Here is an 18,400-nt window from a genome sequence, read left to right on the forward strand (position 1 = left end):
TGCGTAGAGAAACGTCAAATCAACGGAGTCGGGGACTCAGTGTGTGTCGTGGCGATTGTCGACCGATGCGGTCAGGGCCTGGACAAACTTCTCGGTGATGGCCTGGCGCTGGGCCGGTGCCATGCCGTTGATGATATTGGTGGTCAGGTTGCCAAGCACCATGAGGCTGAGATCCACCGGCGCCTTGTGCTTTTCCAGCGCGGTGATCAGGTCGTTCATCAGGGCGTCAAACTGCTCGTTATTGTACTTTGATACGATGGGCATAATCTTCAGTTCATCTCGGTTCAAAGCGCCTTATAATACTTCACCCTTTCGGCTAACACTATGGCTTTGTGACATGAGTCTCGATATCGACAAGATCATACTTCACTCCCTGCGCCAGGGCGGCGATGGTCAACCTTACGCCGATACCCGCAGCCAGACCCTGCCCCCCGACGAGGCGGTACAAGGGCTGATGGCGGAATTGCATCGCATCTACAACGGCAAGGGTGGCAAGGGCTTTGGCTTTTTTGCCGACCCCGAGGAGGCCGTCGCCGAACTGGCTGACGGCGAAGAAGCCCCCAAGCAACCCTCTCCCGCGTTTCGTATCGCCCTCGAACAGCTGCTCGACGAGCAGACGGAATTTGTCCCCTTCTCGGTCACCGTGACCCAGATGCTGGTCAAGCAGCTGGTGGAGCATGCCCTGGATGAACAGGGGGTGCTGCTGTTTGCCAAATACAACTACGTTGGCGTCGATTATCTGCTGATCGCGCTGCTGGAAGGCAAGGAGAGCGTCACCGTCAGCGAGGCGCTGGAATTGCGTCATATCCAGTATCTGGATATCGGCAAACTCAATCTGGTGGCCCGCATCGATCTCACCGAGTGGAAAACCCAACCCGATTCGCGCCGTTATATTACCTTCAGCAAGGGACGCATAGGCCGCAAACTTGGCGACTTCTTTATGGATTTGCTGGGTGCCCGTGAAGGGATGGATGCCAAGATCCAGAATAAAGGCCTGCTGCAAGCGGTCGAAGATTATTGTGACAGTCGCCAGCTCGAACCGGCCGAGCGCAATGATTACAAAAAGCAGGTTTTCAAATATTGCACCGAGCAGGCCAGCGCCGGTGAAGAGATCGAAATCAAGGAGTTGTCCGCAGAATTGCCCGGCGACGGTGACCTCGATTTTTACAGCTTTATCGGTCAGGAGTATGAGCTGGAAGAGCGTTTCCCTGCCGATCGTTCCACCCTGCGCGGTCTGACCAAATTTGTCGGATCCGGCGGCGGTCTGACTCTGAGCTTCGAGCAGAAGCTGCTGAATAGCCGCATTTTTTACGATCCGGACACCGACACCCTCACCATCAAGGGGGTGCCGCCCAACCTCAAGGATCAGCTGCTGCGCCAGTCGTAATGTGATCCGGTCGTCATATTTGGCAAAAAGGGACCCCGCTTCGGCGGGGTCCCTTTTTTATGGCGTCCGTGGCGCAGGACGAAACCGGGGCGGTGCTTTGTTAACAGATAAAACAGAATCGATTGCCTGAAAGGGTTTTCATTCAAGTGAAAACCCTTTCAGTGAAGTAATAAAATTTCATAATGGTAATTATATTTCTGCGATGGTTGCGAAATAAGCCGATAAAATCGGTTATTACCGCGATTTAAGAAAATGTTTTCAAAACTTTCTGGAAGGAAATACGTAATTGCATTTCAAAAATGCGAGTTGCGTCATGTGAGCCGTTTGCCGCTTGGGATAATATTCATCTCGCACACAAATGCTCTTACAGCGCGGAACTAATACAAGGAAAGGCTCATGAAAAAGAAATTGCTGTCATCCCTGATCGGTCTGGCCACTCTTGGTGTCGCCTGCTCTGCCACTGCTGCCATCGACGAAGGCCAGCTGACCATCTGGATCAACGGTGACAAGGGATACAACGGCCTGGCTGAAGTGGGTAAGAAGTTTGAAGCAGAAACCGGCATCAAGGTGACTGTGGCCCACCCGGATCAGGTTGAAGTGAAATTCCAGCAAGCCGCAGCCACTGGCAACGGCCCGGACATCTTCTTCTGGGCTCACGACCGTTACGGTGAGTGGGTCAAAGCCGGTCTGCTGGTGCCCGTGACCCCCAATGCCGACACCAAGGCCAAGTTTGAACAACTGGCATGGGATGCCATGACCGTCGATGGCAAGACCTACGGTTACCCGGTTGCCATGGAAGCGGTCAGCCTGATTTATAACAAGGATCTGCTGCCCGAGCCGCCCAAGACCTTCGAAGAGATCGCCAAGATTGACGAAACCCTGAAGAAGGATGGCAAGCGCGCCATCATGTGGGCCTATGACACCCCCTACTTCAGCTATCCGCTGGTAGCCGCCAATGGTGGTTACGCCTTCAAGAAAACCGCCACCGGTTATGACGTGAAAGACACCGGCGTGAACAACGCGGGCGCCAAGATGGGCGTGGGCTACATCTCCGAGATGATCAAGTCCGGTCACCTGGAGAAGGGCATCGACTACGGCGTGATGGATGCCAAGTTCAACAAGGGCGAAGTGGCCATGATGATCAATGGTCCCTGGGCCTGGAGCAACCTGGACAAAAGCGGCATCAAGTACGGCGTCGCCCCGTTGCCGACCCTGAATGGCAAGCCGGCCAAGGCCTTCGTTGGCGTGCTGGGTGCCACCATCAACGCCGCCAGCCCGAACAAGGACCTGGCCATCGAGTTCCTCGAGAACTACCTGCTGACCGATGCCGGTCTGGCGCCGATGAACGCCGACAAGCCGCTGGGTGCCGTGGCCCTGAAATCCTTCCAGAAGACCCTGGAATCCGATCCGCACATCAAGGCGACCATGCAAAACGCCCAAGCTGGTGAGCCGATGCCGTCCGTGCCCGAGATGAGCCGTTTCTGGTCCTCCTTTGAAACTGCCCTCAAGAACGTGACCTCCGGCCGTCAAGGTGTTGATGAAGCCCTCGATACCGCTGCCAAGCGTATCGTCCAGTAAGTTCGCACTACCCGGGAGGTCTTCGGGCCTCCCACTTTCTCCTCTCTCTTGGCGTTATAAAGGTTAATTGGCATGGAAGTAGTACCTTCTGTTGAGTCCTATGCCGGTCCGAAGGATAAGCACGTCTGGCTCAAGTGGACCATAGCGGCCCTGGTTGCCATCCTCAACGGCTACGCAGCCGTGATGATGTATGCCAGTGGCGAGTGGGTATTCGCGTTGCTGGATCTGGTGGTGGTATCCGCCGGCCTGTATGTCTTCATGAACAAGAAGACCTATGCCCATCGTTACATCTTTCCGGGTGTGGCGGGCATGGTTGTATTTATCATCTTCCCTCTTGCCTACACGATTGGCATCGCCTTCACCAACTATTCAGGCTCCAATTTGCTCTCGGTAGAGCAGGCGCGGGATTATCATCTCAAGAAATCCTACAAGGTGGCGGGTGGTGAATTCGATTTTACCCTGCTGGAAGCCGACAACGGCCAGTTCCAGCTGCTGCTGAACCAGGGTGAACAGACCTTTGTCAGCCAACCTCTCTCCCTGATGAACAACAAGGCCCGCGAGCTGGCGGTGCGCGAGGGACGGGCACAGGCGGCCCCGCAACTGGTCGAGTTGCAGGTGGCAACCGCCGAGACCGAGCGCAAGTCCGCACCCATTCGCGTCATCGTCGAGCATCGTACTCACCTGAGCGGGCTGGATCTGGTACTGCCGGACGACGGCACGCACCTGACCCTGAGCAGCCTGCGCAAGTTTGCCGCCCAGAAGCCGCAATACACCCGGCTGATGGATGGGGCCGTGCTCAAGTCCGGGGTGGTGATCAAGGACAGCAACCTGCTGCGCGACAACCAGACCGGCGAGCTGATGCTGCCCAACGGTGACACCGGCTTCTATCAATACATCGACGAGCAGGGTCAGTTCGTCGGCAAGGGCATCGCCCCCGGTTTTGTGGTTAGCGTGGGCTGGAAGAACTTTGCCCGCATCGTGACCGACCCGGGCATCCAGGCGCCGTTCCTGCAGATCTTCGTCTGGACCGTGATCTTCTCTACCTGCTCCGTCGCCTTCACCCTGGCCATCGGCATGGTGCTGGCCTGCCTGGTGCAGTGGGAGTCCCTCAAGGGGCGCGGCTTTTACCGGGTCATGCTGATCCTGCCCTATGCCATCCCGGCGTTTATCTCCATCCTGGTGTTCAAGGGGTTGTTCAACCAGAACTTCGGCGAGATTAACATGTTCCTGGAAGCGGCCTTCGGCATCAAGCCGGACTGGTACACCAACCCCTTCCTGGCCAAGGTGATGATCCTCATCGTCAACACCTGGCTTGGCTACCCCTACATGATGATCCTCTGCATGGGCCTGCTCAAAGCCATTCCGGAAGATCTCTATGAGGCGTCCGCCATGGACGGTGCCGGTCCGGTGCAGAACTTCTTCAAGATCACGGTACCGCTGTTGATGAAGCCGCTGACGCCCCTGTTGATTGCCTCGTTCGCGTTCAACTTCAACAACTTCGTGCTCATCCAGTTGTTGACCAACGGCGCGCCGGACATCATTGGCGCCAGCACCCCGGCCGGTACCACCGACCTGCTGGTGAGCTACACCTACCGGATCGCGTTCCAGGGCTCGGGTGGTCAGGACTACGGTCTGGCCAGTGCCATCGCCACCGCCATCTTCCTCATCGTGGGTGCGCTGGCCTTGCTCAACCTGAAATTGTCCAAAGCCGACAAGCAACTGTAAGGAGGCTTCAACATGGCAATCGTACAACCCAAATCAGTTAAATACCGGGTGTGGGCAACCCACCTGGTGATGTGGGGCTTCCTGGCACTGATCATCTTCCCGCTGATCATGGTCATCGCCATCTCGTTTAGAAACGGCAACTTCGCGGTAGGGGAGATCATCCCCTCCAACCCGACCCTGGATCACTGGAAGCTGGCGCTCGGCATGTCCATCACCAACGCCGACGGCAGCATCACGCCGCCGCCGTTCCCGGTGCTGACCTGGTTGTGGAACTCCATCAAGATCGCGGGCATCACCGCCCTGATGATAGTGGTGCTCTCCACCACTTGTGCCTACGCCTTTGCCCGTCTGCGTTTTCGTGGCAAGTCCACCATCCTGCAAGGCATGCTGATCTTCCAGATGTTCCCGGCGGTGCTGGCACTGGTGGCCATCTATGCGCTGTTCAACAAGATTGGTGACTACATCCCCTGGCTGGGTCTCAACACCCACGGCGGCCTGATCCTGGCCTACATGGGGGGCATAGCCCTGCACGTCTGGACCATCAAGGGCTACTTCGAGACCATCGACTCATCGCTGGAAGAGGCGGCGGCCATCGACGGTGCCACCCCGTGGCAGGCGTTCCGCCTGATCCTGCTGCCCCTGTCGGTGCCCATCCTGGCGGTGGTGTTCATCCTGGCTTTCATCGGTTCCATCACCGAGGTACCCATGGCCTCCATCCTGCTGCAGGATGTGAACAATCTGACCCTGGCGGTCGGGGCCCAGCAGTACCTCTATCCGCAGAACTACCTGTGGGGTGACTTCGCCGCAGCCGCCGTGCTGTCCGGTTTCCCCATCACGGTCGTCTTCCTGCTCGCCCAGCGCTGGCTGGTGGGTGGTCTCACTGCCGGTGGCGTCAAAGGTTAAGGCTTGTGGCCGGGGGAGCTGGCTCCCCCCGCCATCACGATTTGCAAAGATTCAAGAGCGGAGCTCGACATGGCTGAAGTAGTACTCAACAACGTTCGCAAAAATTACGATCCGGCTGTTCACAAGGACACCCTGCGCAATATCAACCTCTCCATCAAGGAAGGGGAGTTCATCGTCTTCGTCGGCCCCTCCGGCTGCGGCAAATCCACCCTGCTGCGAATGATCGCGGGTCTGGAAGACATCACCAGCGGCGAGCTGACCATCGGCGGTCGCTACATGAACGACGTGCCGCCGGTAGAGCGCAACGTGGGCATGGTATTCCAGTCCTACGCCCTCTACCCGCACATGAACATCTACGAGAACATGGCCTTCGGCCTCAAGCTCAAGAAGATGGACAAGGAGAACATCCACAAGCGGGTGATGCGTGCCGCCGAGATCCTCGGTCTCGAGCCGCTGCTCGAGCGCAAGCCCAAGGCCCTCTCCGGCGGTCAGCGCCAGCGGGTGGCCATCGGTCGTTCCATTGTGCAGCAGCCCCAGGTGTTCCTGTTTGACGAGCCGCTCTCCAACCTCGACGCCGCCCTGCGGGTCAAGATGCGCATCGAGATCGCCAAGCTGCACAAGGAGCTCAACTCCACCATCATCTACGTGACCCACGATCAGGTGGAAGCCATGACCCTGGCCGACAAGATAGTGGTGCTGAGCCCGCTCAAGGGCGAGGCGGCCACCAACCTGGAGCAGTTCGGTTCTCCGCTCGATCTCTACCACAACCCGGACAACAAGTTCGTGGCAGGCTTCATCGGCTCCCCCAAGATGAACTTCCTGGCGGGCGAGCTGGTGGAAATTGGTGAGCAGGAGTGCCTGGTCAAGCTGAGCTCTGGCGACAACGTGCGGGTGCGGGTCGATGCCCGTCGCGGCGCGGTTGGTGACAAGGTGGAGCTGGGTATTCGCCCGGAACACCTGGTGCCGCTGGAGCACGCCCATGCCGACAGCCGCGTGAGTGGTGTGGTGCAGGTGGCTGAACACCTGGGGGCGGAGTCCTTCGTCTATATGGATGTGGATGGTCACGACTTCACCGTCAAGACCACCTCGGACGTGGACGTGGCGGCCGGTCAGACCTACAGCGTGGGGATCCCGGCTGAGGCCTGCTATCTGTTCGATACCAAGGAGCAGGCGTTCCCCCGTACCGCCAAATACATCCGTACCTGACGGGTACTGGTGCAGGTTTTCCTTATCTTCAATGCCTTTTTGCCGGTCGCAAGACCGGCTTTTTCATTTCTGGTCGGGTGCAAATAGAGCATCGCTTCATGACGATCCCTCCTGCTGGCGGGCCCAGCGCTGCAGAAAGTCGAGCAGGGGCTGATGGCTGTATGCCAGGTTGCAGCGCAGCCAGGGTGTGGCCGGAGCATCGACCCGAAACTGGCTGCCCGGGGCCAGCAATAACCCTTCGGCCAGCGCCGCTTCGCTCAGGGGCAGGGCATCCTGATGGGGCTCAGGGAGCCTGACCCAGGAGAAGAGACCGCCCTGGGGCGGACAGAAACTCTGCCAGCGGATCTGCTCCAGCCCCTGTTGCCAGCGCTCACCGGCCCGCAGCAGTCGATCCCGCAGCCGCTGCTGCTCTTTCGGGGTGTCGGGATCCTTGAGCATCCGCAGCACCAGACGCTCCGCCAGTTCGGAGGAGGCGATGGCGTTCATCACCTTGTAGCGCAGCAGACGGTCGGTGCGCTCCTCGCTCGCCAGCAGATAACCCACTCTCAGGCCCGGGGCCAGCGCCTTGGCAAAGCTGCCGATGTAGATGATGTGCTCCAGACCCGCCAGCGCCGCCAGGGTCGGGGTGGCGCTCTGGGTCAGGGCCGCACTCACGTCGTCCTCGACGATCAGGCAGTGGTGCTGCGCCGTGAGCTGCAAGACCCGAAACGCGGTGGCGGCCGAGTAGCTGGCGCCGGTGGGATTGTGCTGGCGCGGGTTGGTGAAGAAGGCCTTGGGCCGCGCCAGGTGCAGTTGCTCGGCCAGCACGGCGCAATCGGGGCCCTGCGCTGTCCAGGGGACGCCGATCACCCTCATGCCGGCGTGTTGCAGCAGGGTGATGAGGTTGCAGTAGCCAGGGTCGTCCACCAGCACTGTGTCGCCTGAGCGGAGTTCCGACTGCACCACCAGTGCCAGGGCCTGACTGGCCCCCTGGGTCAACAGCACCCCCTGCGGCTCCACCGGAATGCCGAGCGCCTCGTGGTGTTGCCAGAGGTGCTGGCGCAGCGGCTGCCAGCCCGCCGAGTGACCATAGGCGATGGCGCAGTCGGCCTCTCGTCCCTGCTGGCGCAGGGCGCGTTGCAGGATCTGGGTCGGGTACCACTGGCTGGGCAGCCAGCCACAGCCGGGTTGGACCACCTCGGGGCCCGGAGTGATCCTGTGGTCGGTCAGCCAGCGGGCATCGGGGACCGGCGGCGGTGCCATGGGCGGGGCCAGCGGTGTGCGGGCCACATAGTAGCCATCCCCCCGTCTGGCGACGATCACCCCCTGTTGCACCAGCCGGCTGTAACCGTCGGCAGCGGTGAAGGTGCTGATGCCAAGGGTGGCGGCGAGCTGGCGCACCGAGGGAAGGCGCTGGCCCGGCGCAAGCTGGCGCGCGGCGATGGCCTGCTGGATGGCGTGTATCAACTGCTGGATCAGGGAACCCTGGGTCGGATCGAGGGAGAGGGAGGGCATACTGTAGTGGCTCTTTGACCTGTACGGTTGGGGTGATTGTTAATGGATTGTATATGTAACGTATCGGGCAAATGCAATAGTGTCGAGCCATCCACCCAGAGGAGAGACACCATGAAACGAGCCCTGTTATTACTCACCGGCCTGCTGTTTACCCAGTCCGTTCTGGCCGCCCCCGTCCTTCGCATCGCGACTGATGGTACCTTCCCGCCCTACAGTACGGTCAATCCGGACGGCACGCTGGCCGGGTTCGATGTCGATATCGCCAATGCGCTGTGCGCCGAGATGAAGGTGACCTGCGAGCTGAGGCAGTACGACTTCGACGGCATGATCGCGGGGCTCAAGGCCAGAAAATTCGACATGATCGTCGCCTCCATGGCGATCACCGAAGAGCGCCTGCGCCAGATAGCCTTCAGCGACAAGTATCAGGGGGGCTACTCCCGTTTCATGGGGCCTCGCGATACGTCCCTGAATGGTGAACCCGCTGCCATGGCCGGCAAGCGGATAGGTGTGCAGCTTGGTTCCATTCAGGAGAACTATGCCAAGGATGTCTATGGCAAGGCGGGGGCCGAGGTGCGCACCTATGGTTCGGCAGAGCAGGCCTGGCTGGATCTGATGGCGGGTCGGCTGGATGCCATCGTGGTGGAAATCGGCGTTGGCATGGAGTTCAAGAAGCGGGAAGGGGCGGCCGGGTTCGACTTCTTCGGTCCCAGGATGAATGACCCCGCCTACTTCGGCACCGGCTCCGGCATCGCGGTGCGCAAGCAGGACGCCCGCCTGCTGGGGGAGGTCAACAAGGCGCTCGGTACCCTGCTGGCCAACGGCACCTACAAGCAGATCAACGACAAGTACTTCGATTACGACCAGTACGAATAAGGGAACAGGATGAAGGAGATCAAACTCCCCCTGCCCGGCGGCACGCCGGGCAGTCAACGGGTGTTGCAGGCCTGGGAATTTGGCTGCAGTGGGCCCCTTGCCTATCTGCAGGCGGGTCTGCATGCCGACGAGTTGCCCGGGGTGCTGGCCCTGCATCGCCTGCGCCAGCATCTGATGGCCCTGGAGCAGCAGGGAGCCTTGTTGGGGCGTATCCGTCTGGTGCCCCAGGCCAACCCCATCGGTCTGTCCCAGTGGCATTTGGGGTTGCATCAGGGGCGCTTTCTGGCCGCCACCGGACAGAACTTCAACCGGGGATATCCCCTGCTGGTGGCGAAGGGGGAGGCAATACCCACCCACCTGACGGCGCGCGATTTGTTGCTGGCCAGGCTGGCCGAACGGCGTCCCTGCGGCGAACTGGCGTGGTTGCAGCACACCCTGTTTGGCTGGGCACTGGAGGCCGATCTGGTGCTGGACATCCATTGCGACAGCGACGCCCTGCTGCACCTCTATGGCCACGTTCGCCAGCGCAGCCAGGTGGAGTGCCTGGGTGCCTGCCTCGGGGCCGGGGTGATGCTGCTTAGCGAGCAGGCGGGGGGCATGTCTTTTGATGATGCCCTGCTGCAGAACTGGTATGCCCTGATGGAGGGGCCACAGGTGCCGGTCGCGGTGACGGTGGAGCTGAGGGGGCAGCAGGATGTGGCCGATCATCTGGCCGAGCAGGACGCCCGACGGCTGCTGGCCTGCCTGGTGGAGTCTGGCTGGATTGATCCCGCATTCAGGATGTCAGCTGATCCGCCCGCCTGCACAGAGGGAAAGGTGACGCCACTAGCTGCGGTGGAGGTGATCTCGGCCCCGGCGGCGGGGATCCTGAGCTACGAGGTTGCACCCGGGGATCGGGTGCTGGCGGGGCAGCGGGTCGGCTGGCTGACGGATGCGCAAACCGGGGGGCGTATTGCTCTGACCACGCACCACGAAGGCCTCTGTTACGCCAGGGTGCTCAACCGGCTGGCCTGCACCGGAGATGAGGTGATCTTCCTGGCCGGTGAGGTTGCCCATCGGGAAGGGGACTTGCTGGGGCTGTAAATGGCTACCCGGAGTTTTGTGCGCTGCGTTGACAGGCCAGCCAGAGCGGCTGGCCGGGTCAGGCGTTATCAGTGATCGTCTTTGTCATCAAGATCTGCGGTGATGTCCGGCACGAAGTTCTGGCTGGTGAGCGGCGGGCGCTCGTAACCTTCGGTGCTGATGGGGGGCAGCTCTATGTGCTCGTAGTGGATCGCCTCGTAGGGCACCTTGCCGAGCAGGTGGGAGATGCAGTTGAGGCGGGCACGGCGTTTGTCATCCGCCTCCACCACGAACCAGGGGCTGTCCTGGGTATCGGTGTAGGTGAACATGTCATCCTTGGCGCGGGAGTATTCGACCCAGCGCGAGCGGGATTGCAGATCCATGGGGCTGAATTTCCAGCGCTTGATGGGGGTGCTGATCCGCTCCTTGAAGCGCTTCTCCTGCTCCTCGTCGCTGACCGAGAACCAGTATTTGATGAGGGTGATGCCGGAGCGGATCAGCATCCGCTCGAACTCGGGGCAGGCGCGCAGGAATTCCCGGTACTCCTCGTCGCTGCAAAAGCCCATCACCCGCTCCACCCCGGCCCGGTTGTACCAGGATCGGTCGAACAGCACCATCTCGCCGGCGGCGGGCAGGTGGGCCACATAACGCTGGAAGTACCACTGGGAGCGTTCCCGGTTGGAGGGGGCGGGCAGGGCGGTGACCCGGCACACCCTGGGGTTGAGCGGCTCGGTAATGGCCTTGATGACGCCCCCCTTGCCGGCGGCATCGCGTCCCTCGAACACCACCACGACTTTCAGTCCCTCCTGCTTGACCCACTCCTGCAGCTTGACCAGCTCCTCCTGCAGATGGGCTAGGTGATGCTCGTAACGCTTCTTGTTGAGGCGCGGGCGTTTCTTGCTCTTGTCCTTTGGCATGGTCTTCTCCTTGTTGACACTCTTCCAGATTGCACCACAGAAGCGTCATCGCCAAGGGGGGCGTGATACACTGCCGCTCCACTAGAGGCAACAGGAGAAAACATGAAGCAGTTTATGGAGATAGCGGGTCGCCGCATGGCCTATCTGGACGAGGGGCAGGGCCCTGTGCTGCTGTTTGGTCACAGCTATCTGTGGGACAGCGCCATGTGGGCGCCGCAAGTCGAGGCGCTCAAGGGGCAGTATCGCTGCATCGTGCCCGAGCTCTGGGGCCACGGGGATTCCGATGTGTTGCCACAAGGCCCCTGCTCCCTGGCGACCCTGGCCCGCGCTCACCTGGCGCTGCTCGATGCCCTCGGGGTGGCAGAGTGCGTGCTGGTGGGCCTCTCCATCGGTGGCATGTGGGGTGTCGAACTCGCGCACATGGCGCCGGAGCGTCTCAAGGGACTGGTGCTGATGGACAGCTTCGTTGGCCTCGAGCCCCAGATCACTTGCGAGCGGTATCTTGGCATGCTCGCCATGATTGAGCAGCTCGGCACCATTCCTGCGCCCATCGTGGCGCAGGTGGCGCCGCTCTTTTTTGCCCATCAGCCGGATGCGACCTTGATGGATGGCTTCAAGGCGCGCCTGGCGAGCTGGCCCGCCGACAAGGTGGCCGCCATGGTGGCGGTTGGGCGCAGCTTCGTGACCCGGGAAGATCGCATCGACTGGCTCGAAGAGATCGCCGTACCCAGCCTGGTGATGACAGGCTGCGAGGACAAGGCCCGTCCCGTGCTGGAAGGCTATCTGATGGCCGAGGTGCTGGGTTGCCCCTTCAAGGAGATCCCGGGAGCGGGCCATATCTCCACCCTGGAGAATCCCGCCTTCGTCAACGGCGCGCTGGGAGCGTTTCTGGCCGGGCTGTGAGGGTGACACCTTGCCGGATAGCGAGAAAAGGAGCCATGGGCTCCTTTTCTCTTTTGTCTTGCGACTTGTGCGGCTGATGAGGGGTTACCAGATATAGCCGAGGCCGAAGCCTGCATAGAGCTCGCCCTTGTGCTGGACGATGGGGCTGTCGGCGATGTCGTCGTCATAACGTTCGTAGTTGACGCCAAAGCCGCCAATCCAGTTGGCACTGAAGCGATAGCTGCCGATGACGGAGACCATGGGGGAGAGGGTGGTGCCCGTGTTCCACGCCGGCCTGCCTGCCCGGGCTTCTTCTTGCGACACGCCGCCGAAGTAATAGTTGGCGAGGTTGTGGCTGCGCAGCATCACGCCGGCCCCCGGCATCAGCAGCAGCGGGCCGCGGATGATGGGGAAGTTGGCCCACAGCATCACCTCCTGGCCGTTGCTGTTGCCGGTCACGTCCGTGGTGGCCCGCATGGTCCACAGGGCATAGGGAGTGATGAGATCGGCCCCGAAGCCGGCCTCGAACTCCCCTTTGCGCTTGTTGAGGCCATGGAGGAAGGCATCATCATCCGGATCCAGGTTGCCAAAGCGCATCCGCCCGAAGGCGTAGGTGGAGAAGCCGCCATCCCGGGTGAGATAGTAGCGGGCCCGATCCCCCAGATACATCAGGTTGTCGCCAAAATAGAGGGCGCCCGGGATGGGCAGCAGGGTGTCGTCCTGATGCTGGTAACGGGCCTGGCCTGCGATGAAGGCGCCGCCCACGACCAGTCCTTTGGGAATGGGGCTGCTTGGGCTGTCGCTGGAGAAGGCGCTGAGTGCCCCGAGATCGAGATCGGCCCGGACGGGGGCCGAGAGCAGCAGCGCCAGAAGGGCGCCAAGAGAGGCATGGCGCAAGGCCGGGACTGGGGGCATATGAATATCCTTATGGGTCGGTGACCGATGCAGTGGTGGCGCAACAGGGTGCCGGTGGCGTAGCCAGTTAAGCCGATTTGTATTGTGAATTCAAACTGATAGAGCAAAAAGAGTGGTGTGTTGCCAACACTGGCCCCAACGGACGCCCGGCCTGGGCTGTGAGAGGCATTGGCGGCAGGCAGATGAGCGCTGCCGCCAACAAAAAAGAGAGGCTTGGCCTCTCTTTTTGGTCTTTGCCTGTCGTTGCAGGGATGTTCCCATCAGGGGGCGGGGCGGGGCAGCTCTTCCCGCTTGGGCCAGACGTTGAGCACCGCCTTGACCAGGGTGGCGAGGGGGATGGCGAAGAAGACACCCCAGAAGCCCCACAGGCCGCCAAACACCAGCACGGCGATAATGATGGCCACCGGATGCAGGTTGACTGCCTCGGAGAAGAGCACCGGCACCAGCAGATTGCCATCGAGCGCCTGAATGACCAGATAGGCCACCATCAGCCAGGCAAACTCTGGGGTGAGCCCCCACTGGAACAGGGCCACCATGGCCACCGGCACCGTCACCACGGCGGCGCCGATATAGGGGATCAGCACGGAGAAGCCGACTGCCACCGCCAACAGGGCCGAGTAGCGCAGCCCCATCAGGGCGAAGGGGATATAGGTCGCCACCCCGACGATGAGGATCTCGATCACCTTGCCGCGGATGTAGTTGATGATCTGGTTGTTCATCTCGACCCAGACCCGGTTGACCAGGGTGCGGTTGCGCGGCAGGAAGCGACGCAGCCCCCCCATCAGCACCTGCTTGTCTTTGAGCATGAAGAAGACCATCAGGGGCACCAGGATGAGATAGACCATGATGGCCACCACGTTCACCAGGGAGCTCAGGGAGGCGCTGACCAGGTGCTCGCCCCCGCTCAGGATGCGTTGGCGCATGTTGTCGATGACGGTTTCCACCAGGCTGACATCGACAAGCTCGGGGTATCTGTCCGGCAGGGTGCGCACATAGTCCTGGGCATGGGTCAGCATGGCCGGGGCTTCTTTGGCCAGATTGATGCTCTGGTGGACCAGGGTCGGGATAAGGCCCAGCACAGCGGTCACCGCCAGGGTGATGAAGATGAGCAGCACCAGACTGGTGGCTAGGGTGCGTGAGAGCCCAGCCTGCTGCAGCCGGACCACAGGCCACTCCAGCAGATAGGCCATGACGATGGCCACCAGGATGGGGGCGAGCAGGTTGCCAAACAGCCAGAGTCCGGCAAAGCCGAACAGCAGCAACAGGAAGAGGGTGACGGCATCGGGATCGGAAAAACGGGTCTGATACCAGCGCTTCAATACTTCTAACATCTAGCGTCCTTACACGACGGGGTCTGTGAGAGTGGCCTGGCCCCGACAACCAGTAGTAAAGAGAGGGTCTGATCCGGCGCCTGTTGCAGCGTGACCTGATGGCCGAGGCGTTGCAGATAGGCCGGAATATCCTGCCACGAACCCGGATCGGCCAGGCGGATGGTCACAACCTGGCCTGGTTGGGCTTCTCTTAACCAGAGTTTGAGCCGGATCAGGGGCTCGGGGCAACGCCAGGGGGTCAGGTCGAGGTACTCCATGAGGGCTCCATCTCGCGAGTGGTCGCTATTATGGCCGCGATGACAGCACGAAACAACGCTTGTAGCCCTTCTGGGGCAAGGGTATTCTGCCGAAGCCCCGGTAGGGTCTGCTGACGTTTCGTCACGACCGCGACGGCGTCAGTTTTTGCGCAAGACCAGGCTGCGCCAGCCCAGGGGCATGGATCGAGTCACGACGTTTTGCGCAAAAGCTGGCCTGTCCCTACGGGTTGCGCGGTAAATGACGCCATGCGTCGTTGCAGGAGTGGCCAAGGGTATGGCCATTGTCGGCGTTCCGCGCCTTGCCTGGCGCCATTTGTCGCTGCAACGCGGCTTGCGCCGCAACGTCAACAGACCCTATTGGAGATAGAGATAACGTGGCACGCTTTTCCCCCCTGATGGCATCCATTCCCCTGCTGGCCTCCCTGATGGGCGCCACGTTTCATGCCCAGGCGAACAACCAGCTTCCCGACATCGGCACCGCCGGTGTCTCGGCCCTGCCCATCGAGCAGGAGGTCCGTTACGGCAATGCCTTCATGCGCTTCGCCCGGGCGGGGCTGCCCATCATCGACGACCCCGTGCTCAACCAGTACATCGACGATCTGGGCCAGCGTCTGCTCTCCAATGCCGACGGGGTACGCTTCCCGTTTACCTTTTTCCTCATCAATGACCCCAGCATCAACGCGGCCGCCTTCCTCGGCGGGCGGGTCAAGGTGCATACCGGCCTGTTTCTCTACGCCGACAACGAGAGCGAGCTCGCCTCGGTGCTGGCCCACGAAATCACCCACGTGACCCAGCGCCACATCGCCCGCTACATGGAAGCGCAGGCGAGCAGCTCCGCCATGACCCTGGCCGGTCTGGTGGGCTCCATTGCGCTGGCGGTGATCAACCCCACCGCCGGTATCGCCGCCCTGCAGACCACCCTCGGCCTCTCCATGCAGTCCGCCATCAACTACACCCGTGACAACGAGTACGAAGCGGACCGGATTGGCATGAAGACCCTGTATGACGCCGGCTTCGATCCCATGGGGATGGCGACCTTCTTCCAGAAGCTGGCCGCCGAGTACCGCTATGCCAGCAAGCCGCCCGAGATGTTGCTGACCCACCCGCTGCCGGAGACCCGGATCAGCGAGGCGCGGTCCAGGGCGAGCAACTACAGTCGCCGCAACCTCTCACCCAGCCTCGATTTCTGGCTGGCCAAGGTACGCATCCAGGTGCGCTACGGCACGGACACCCCCCAGGGGCTGTTGAGCTACTTCGACACCCGCATCCAGAAGGGAGATTATCCCCTCAAGGATGCCGCCATCTACGGCAAGGCGCTGGCGCTGATCCAGCTCAAGCGCACCGACGAGGCGGATGCCCTGATGAAGGAGCTGGCCTCCCGCCATCCGGAAGACTTGTTCGTGGTGGATGCCCTGACCGACATCGATCTTGCCAAGGGGCGCAGCGCCCAGGCCATCGCCCGGCTGGAAAATTTCCGCACCCGCATGCCGGACAACGAGGTGATAGTGGTGAACCTTGGCAATGCCTATCTCGAGAGTGGCAACTACAAGAAATCCATCGCCATTCTCGACCCCTATGCCCGCGAGCATGATGAGAACAACCTGGCCTGGAACCTGCTCTCCGATGCCTATCGCAAGGCGGGACGGATGACCGAGCTGCACATGGCGCGGGCCGAGATGCTTGCGCTGCGCGGGGATTATCAGGCTGCCATCGACGAGCTCATCGTGGCCCGTGGCACCACCAAGGATAGGATGACGCTGGCCCGGCTCGAGGCCAGGATCACCGAGCTGGAGCGGGCCAAGAAGGATCTCGACAGCCTCAAGGGGTGATGACCCTGTATGCGATTAGCCAACAAGGGCGCACCTCGGTGCGCCCTTGTCATTGCTGGTGACAGGTGGCGAGTGACAGCCTGCGTGATGAGGGGATGAAGGGCTAGTTGCCCAAGGTGCGGGCTGCCGCCTTGAGGGCATCGATCTGCGGCTGGTCGAGCTCGCCGACCAGGGTCTGCTGCAGTCGACCCTTGCCATCGAGCAGATAGCTGGTGGGCAGCCCGGTCGGGCGCGGGAAGGGGAGCGTCGCCGTCTCGTTGGCGATCAGCAGCGGCAATGGGATGTCATAGTGCTCAGCCAGTTGGCCCAGCTCAGCCGGCGTCGCCGGGTCATAGTTGATAGCCACCACGGCGATCTCGCCTTCCCGGGCGAGTGCCGCGAGGCGCGGCATCTCCCGAAGGCAGGGGGCGCACCAGGGGGCGAAGTAGTTGACCAGGAGCGGCTTGCCGGCGAAGTGCGACAGGGAGAGAGGCTGGCCCTGCGCATCGGTGAACTCGGGGGCCGGCGTACAGGCGCTCAGCAGGCCGGCCACAATCACCCAACAAATTCGTTTCAATTCCTTTCCACTGCCGCTTACCCTGACCATCACTTTCCCCTACAATAGCGCCGTTTCTTGTCCCATCTTGCGATTAATCAGGGAGTTACCATGAGCGAGACCCAAATCTACCACAATCCGCGCTGCTCCAAGAGCCGTGAAACCCTGGCCTTGCTGGAACAGCGCGGGATCGCCCCGGACGTGGTGCTCTATCTGGAGCAGGCCCCGAGCGTGGAGACCATCCGCACCCTGCTGGGTCAGCTTGGCTTCACCGATCCGCGCCAGCTGATGCGCACCAAGGAAGATCTCTACAAGGAGCTGGGGCTGGCCGGGCAGAGCGGAGAAGCTCTGATCCAGGCGATGCACCAGCATCCCAAGCTGATCGAGCGCCCCATCGTCATCAAGAATGGCCAGGCCCGTATCGGCCGTCCGCCAGAGCAGGTACTGGAGATCCTCAAGTGACCACCCGCCTTGCCCGTCTGCTGACCCTGGTCGGCTTCTTCGGCCTGCTGATCTGGGTGCTGCTGTGGCACCTGTGGCTCTCGCCCCACCCGGACCTCAACCCCTGGCTGCTGCCGGTGATCTGGACTGTGCCACTGCTATTTCCCCTCAAGGGGATAGTGCAGGGCAACCCCTACACCCACGCCTGGGGCAACTTCGTGCTGATGCCCTACTTCCTCCATGCCCTGACCCTGATCACCACGGATGAAGGGGAGCGGTGGCTGGCGGTGGTGGAGCTGCTGCTCACCACCCTGGCCTTTGTTGGCACCATCTACTACGCCCGCCTGCGTGGCCGCGAGCTGGGTTTAAGCATTCGCAAGAAGAAAGAGGAAGCGAAATAACGCATCCGGCTGTCAAAAACGCCCCGAATGGGGCGTTTTTTTATGGCGTTTGGTGATGGATAGCAGTCTCGCTGCGGTACTTGGCCAGCTGTTGGTGGCTGAACGCCATCAGCTCGGGGTAGAAGCGCAGAAACCCCTGCTCGCACCGGCGCCAGCGGCTCTCATCCAGGGTGAGCAGGGCATCTCCGAGGGGCAGGGGACGGCGCAGGCGACGACCGATGCCGTTGAGGGCCTGACCCAGCCCCTCCCTGTGCTGATAGGAGGCAATCCAGTTCTGCTGCGCCATCCGTGTGAGCGGGGTTGGCAAACCATCCGGCAGGATGCGGTGATCTGCCAACAGCCGGGCATAGCTCTGCTGCAAGAAATTGGGCAGGGGATGCTCGTGAAATTGCGGCCAGTGCTGGCTGAGCCAGTGATCGTAGAGCATGTCCACCAGGATGCCGCCAAAGCGGCGCCAGGGAGCCTCGAAGCTGGCCACCGCCGCCCTGTGTTCGGGGTGGGCGTCGGTGAAGCCATCTATCTTGCGATGCAGCCAGATCCCCTCATCAAAAGGAGCATCCAGCCCGGTCGGCAGCGGCCCCTTGATAAAATCCCCCAGCAGATTACCGGTGAGGGAGCTGTCGGTGTGGGCCGCCAGATGCAGATGTGCCAGAAAGTTCATGAT

Annotated in this window: 19 protein-coding genes; 11 read left to right on the top strand and 8 right to left on the bottom strand. The window is 61.4% G+C overall.

The window, feature by feature from the left end:
• Nucleotides 1–36: 36 nt before the first annotated feature.
• Nucleotides 37–264 carry a YejL family protein gene (locus ACB034_RS01305; protein ID WP_005344699.1) on the bottom strand — a complete coding sequence of 76 codons (228 nt, stop codon included), beginning with the start codon at nt 262–264 and terminating at the stop codon, nt 37–39.
• Between the two features lie 73 nt (nt 265–337).
• Between ACB034_RS01305 and yejK the strand changes: the two genes are divergently transcribed.
• From yejK to ACB034_RS01330, 5 genes are all read left to right on the top strand, one after another.
• A complete protein-coding gene (gene yejK, locus ACB034_RS01310; protein ID WP_042024924.1) occupies nt 338–1,387 on the top strand; it encodes a nucleoid-associated protein YejK in 1,050 nt (349 codons plus the stop codon).
• 396 nt (nt 1,388–1,783) lie between these two features.
• The gene (malE, locus tag ACB034_RS01315) at nt 1,784–2,965 is read left to right on the top strand and encodes a maltose/maltodextrin ABC transporter substrate-binding protein MalE (RefSeq protein ID WP_042024923.1); all 1,182 of its coding nucleotides are present in this window, start codon (nt 1,784–1,786) and stop codon (nt 2,963–2,965) included.
• A 72-nt stretch (nt 2,966–3,037) separates the two neighbouring features.
• Nucleotides 3,038–4,690: a maltose ABC transporter permease MalF gene (malF, locus tag ACB034_RS01320; RefSeq protein ID WP_371171872.1), complete on the top strand. Its 1,653-nt coding sequence runs from the start codon at nt 3,038–3,040 to the stop codon at nt 4,688–4,690.
• A gap of 12 nt (nt 4,691–4,702) precedes the next feature.
• The gene (gene malG, locus ACB034_RS01325) at nt 4,703–5,593 is read left to right on the top strand and encodes a maltose ABC transporter permease MalG (RefSeq protein WP_005299600.1); all 891 of its coding nucleotides are present in this window, start codon (nt 4,703–4,705) and stop codon (nt 5,591–5,593) included.
• 69 nt (nt 5,594–5,662) lie between these two features.
• Complete coding sequence (locus ACB034_RS01330) at nt 5,663–6,799, top strand: ABC transporter ATP-binding protein (protein WP_371171873.1); 1,137 nt, start codon at nt 5,663–5,665, stop codon at nt 6,797–6,799.
• Nucleotides 6,800–6,895: 96 nt separating this feature from the next.
• Here the strand turns inward: ACB034_RS01330 and ACB034_RS01335 are convergent, their stop codons facing one another.
• On the bottom strand, nt 6,896–8,293 hold the full coding sequence (locus tag ACB034_RS01335) for a PLP-dependent aminotransferase family protein (RefSeq protein ID WP_371171874.1): 1,398 nt from the start codon (nt 8,291–8,293) through the stop codon (nt 6,896–6,898).
• Between the two features lie 111 nt (nt 8,294–8,404).
• Between ACB034_RS01335 and ACB034_RS01340 the strand changes: the two genes are divergently transcribed.
• Both ACB034_RS01340 and ACB034_RS01345 read left to right on the top strand, forming a co-directional pair.
• Nucleotides 8,405–9,166: a transporter substrate-binding domain-containing protein gene (locus ACB034_RS01340; RefSeq protein ID WP_371171875.1), complete on the top strand. Its 762-nt coding sequence runs from the start codon at nt 8,405–8,407 to the stop codon at nt 9,164–9,166.
• A 9-nt stretch (nt 9,167–9,175) separates the two neighbouring features.
• Nucleotides 9,176–10,249 carry a succinylglutamate desuccinylase/aspartoacylase family protein gene (locus ACB034_RS01345; protein ID WP_371171876.1) on the top strand — a complete coding sequence of 358 codons (1,074 nt, stop codon included), beginning with the start codon at nt 9,176–9,178 and terminating at the stop codon, nt 10,247–10,249.
• A 68-nt stretch (nt 10,250–10,317) separates the two neighbouring features.
• Here the strand turns inward: ACB034_RS01345 and ppk2 are convergent, their stop codons facing one another.
• Nucleotides 10,318–11,145: a polyphosphate kinase 2 gene (ppk2, locus tag ACB034_RS01350; RefSeq protein ID WP_223378060.1), complete on the bottom strand. Its 828-nt coding sequence runs from the start codon at nt 11,143–11,145 to the stop codon at nt 10,318–10,320.
• A gap of 102 nt (nt 11,146–11,247) precedes the next feature.
• Between ppk2 and ACB034_RS01355 the strand changes: the two genes are divergently transcribed.
• On the top strand, nt 11,248–12,048 hold the full coding sequence (locus tag ACB034_RS01355) for an alpha/beta fold hydrolase (RefSeq protein ID WP_371171877.1): 801 nt from the start codon (nt 11,248–11,250) through the stop codon (nt 12,046–12,048).
• 84 nt (nt 12,049–12,132) lie between these two features.
• Here ACB034_RS01355 and ACB034_RS01360 read toward each other — a convergent pair whose 3' ends face one another.
• The 3 genes from ACB034_RS01360 to ACB034_RS01370 form a co-directional block, all read right to left on the bottom strand.
• A complete protein-coding gene (locus ACB034_RS01360) occupies nt 12,133–12,942 on the bottom strand; it encodes a MipA/OmpV family protein (protein WP_225631995.1) in 810 nt (269 codons plus the stop codon).
• A gap of 260 nt (nt 12,943–13,202) precedes the next feature.
• A complete protein-coding gene (locus ACB034_RS01365) occupies nt 13,203–14,273 on the bottom strand; it encodes an AI-2E family transporter (RefSeq protein WP_026457030.1) in 1,071 nt (356 codons plus the stop codon).
• Complete coding sequence (locus tag ACB034_RS01370) at nt 14,267–14,530, bottom strand: sulfurtransferase TusA family protein (protein ID WP_201977291.1); 264 nt, start codon at nt 14,528–14,530, stop codon at nt 14,267–14,269. Before ACB034_RS01370 ends, ACB034_RS01365 begins: the two co-directional genes overlap by 7 nt.
• Nucleotides 14,531–14,904: 374 nt before the next feature.
• Between ACB034_RS01370 and ACB034_RS01375 the strand changes: the two genes are divergently transcribed.
• Complete coding sequence (locus tag ACB034_RS01375; RefSeq protein WP_371171878.1) at nt 14,905–16,359, top strand: M48 family metalloprotease; 1,455 nt, start codon at nt 14,905–14,907, stop codon at nt 16,357–16,359.
• Nucleotides 16,360–16,462: 103 nt separating this feature from the next.
• Here ACB034_RS01375 and ACB034_RS01380 read toward each other — a convergent pair whose 3' ends face one another.
• Nucleotides 16,463–16,945: a TlpA disulfide reductase family protein gene (locus tag ACB034_RS01380; protein ID WP_371171879.1), complete on the bottom strand. Its 483-nt coding sequence runs from the start codon at nt 16,943–16,945 to the stop codon at nt 16,463–16,465.
• A 60-nt stretch (nt 16,946–17,005) separates the two neighbouring features.
• Here ACB034_RS01380 and arsC point away from each other — a divergent pair, with 60 nt between their 5' ends.
• Nucleotides 17,006–17,356, top strand: a complete 351-nt coding sequence (gene arsC, locus ACB034_RS01385) for an arsenate reductase (glutaredoxin) (protein ID WP_042024913.1) — start codon at nt 17,006–17,008, stop codon at nt 17,354–17,356.
• Complete coding sequence (locus tag ACB034_RS01390) at nt 17,353–17,736, top strand: DUF2069 domain-containing protein (RefSeq protein ID WP_026457653.1); 384 nt, start codon at nt 17,353–17,355, stop codon at nt 17,734–17,736. The genes arsC and ACB034_RS01390 overlap by 4 nt, the downstream gene beginning before the upstream one ends.
• 40 nt (nt 17,737–17,776) lie before the next feature.
• Here the strand turns inward: ACB034_RS01390 and ACB034_RS01395 are convergent, their stop codons facing one another.
• The gene (locus tag ACB034_RS01395; protein WP_371171880.1) at nt 17,777–18,397 is read right to left on the bottom strand and encodes an ACP phosphodiesterase; all 621 of its coding nucleotides are present in this window, start codon (nt 18,395–18,397) and stop codon (nt 17,777–17,779) included.
• Between the last annotated feature and the right edge of the window lie 3 nt (nt 18,398–18,400).

Source organism: Aeromonas sp. S18(2024), from assembly GCF_041402525.1.
GTDB lineage: Bacteria > Pseudomonadota > Gammaproteobacteria > Enterobacterales > Aeromonadaceae > Aeromonas > Aeromonas enteropelogenes.

What these genes read in the sequence shown, in the direction of transcription:
- ACB034_RS01340 (WP_371171875.1), top strand. Translation starts at nt 8,405, where the DNA reads ATGAAACGAGCCCTGTTATTACTCACCGGCCTGCTGTTTACCCAGTCC.
- ACB034_RS01380 (WP_371171879.1), bottom strand. Translation starts at nt 16,945, where the DNA reads ATGGTCAGGGTAAGCGGCAGTGGAAAGGAATTGAAACGAATTTGTTGG.
- ACB034_RS01360 (WP_225631995.1), bottom strand. Translation starts at nt 12,942, where the DNA reads ATGCCCCCAGTCCCGGCCTTGCGCCATGCCTCTCTTGGCGCCCTTCTG.
- ACB034_RS01330 (WP_371171873.1), top strand. Translation starts at nt 5,663, where the DNA reads ATGGCTGAAGTAGTACTCAACAACGTTCGCAAAAATTACGATCCGGCT.
- ACB034_RS01370 (WP_201977291.1), bottom strand. Translation starts at nt 14,530, where the DNA reads ATGGAGTACCTCGACCTGACCCCCTGGCGTTGCCCCGAGCCCCTGATC.
- yejK (WP_042024924.1), top strand. Translation starts at nt 338, where the DNA reads ATGAGTCTCGATATCGACAAGATCATACTTCACTCCCTGCGCCAGGGC.
- malG (WP_005299600.1), top strand. Translation starts at nt 4,703, where the DNA reads ATGGCAATCGTACAACCCAAATCAGTTAAATACCGGGTGTGGGCAACC.
- arsC (WP_042024913.1), top strand. Translation starts at nt 17,006, where the DNA reads ATGAGCGAGACCCAAATCTACCACAATCCGCGCTGCTCCAAGAGCCGT.
- malE (WP_042024923.1), top strand. Translation starts at nt 1,784, where the DNA reads ATGAAAAAGAAATTGCTGTCATCCCTGATCGGTCTGGCCACTCTTGGT.
- ppk2 (WP_223378060.1), bottom strand. Translation starts at nt 11,145, where the DNA reads ATGCCAAAGGACAAGAGCAAGAAACGCCCGCGCCTCAACAAGAAGCGT.
- ACB034_RS01395 (WP_371171880.1), bottom strand. Translation starts at nt 18,397, where the DNA reads ATGAACTTTCTGGCACATCTGCATCTGGCGGCCCACACCGACAGCTCC.
- ACB034_RS01305 (WP_005344699.1), bottom strand. Translation starts at nt 264, where the DNA reads ATGCCCATCGTATCAAAGTACAATAACGAGCAGTTTGACGCCCTGATG.
- malF (WP_371171872.1), top strand. Translation starts at nt 3,038, where the DNA reads ATGGAAGTAGTACCTTCTGTTGAGTCCTATGCCGGTCCGAAGGATAAG.
- ACB034_RS01355 (WP_371171877.1), top strand. Translation starts at nt 11,248, where the DNA reads ATGAAGCAGTTTATGGAGATAGCGGGTCGCCGCATGGCCTATCTGGAC.
- ACB034_RS01365 (WP_026457030.1), bottom strand. Translation starts at nt 14,273, where the DNA reads ATGTTAGAAGTATTGAAGCGCTGGTATCAGACCCGTTTTTCCGATCCC.
- ACB034_RS01345 (WP_371171876.1), top strand. Translation starts at nt 9,176, where the DNA reads ATGAAGGAGATCAAACTCCCCCTGCCCGGCGGCACGCCGGGCAGTCAA.
- ACB034_RS01335 (WP_371171874.1), bottom strand. Translation starts at nt 8,293, where the DNA reads ATGCCCTCCCTCTCCCTCGATCCGACCCAGGGTTCCCTGATCCAGCAG.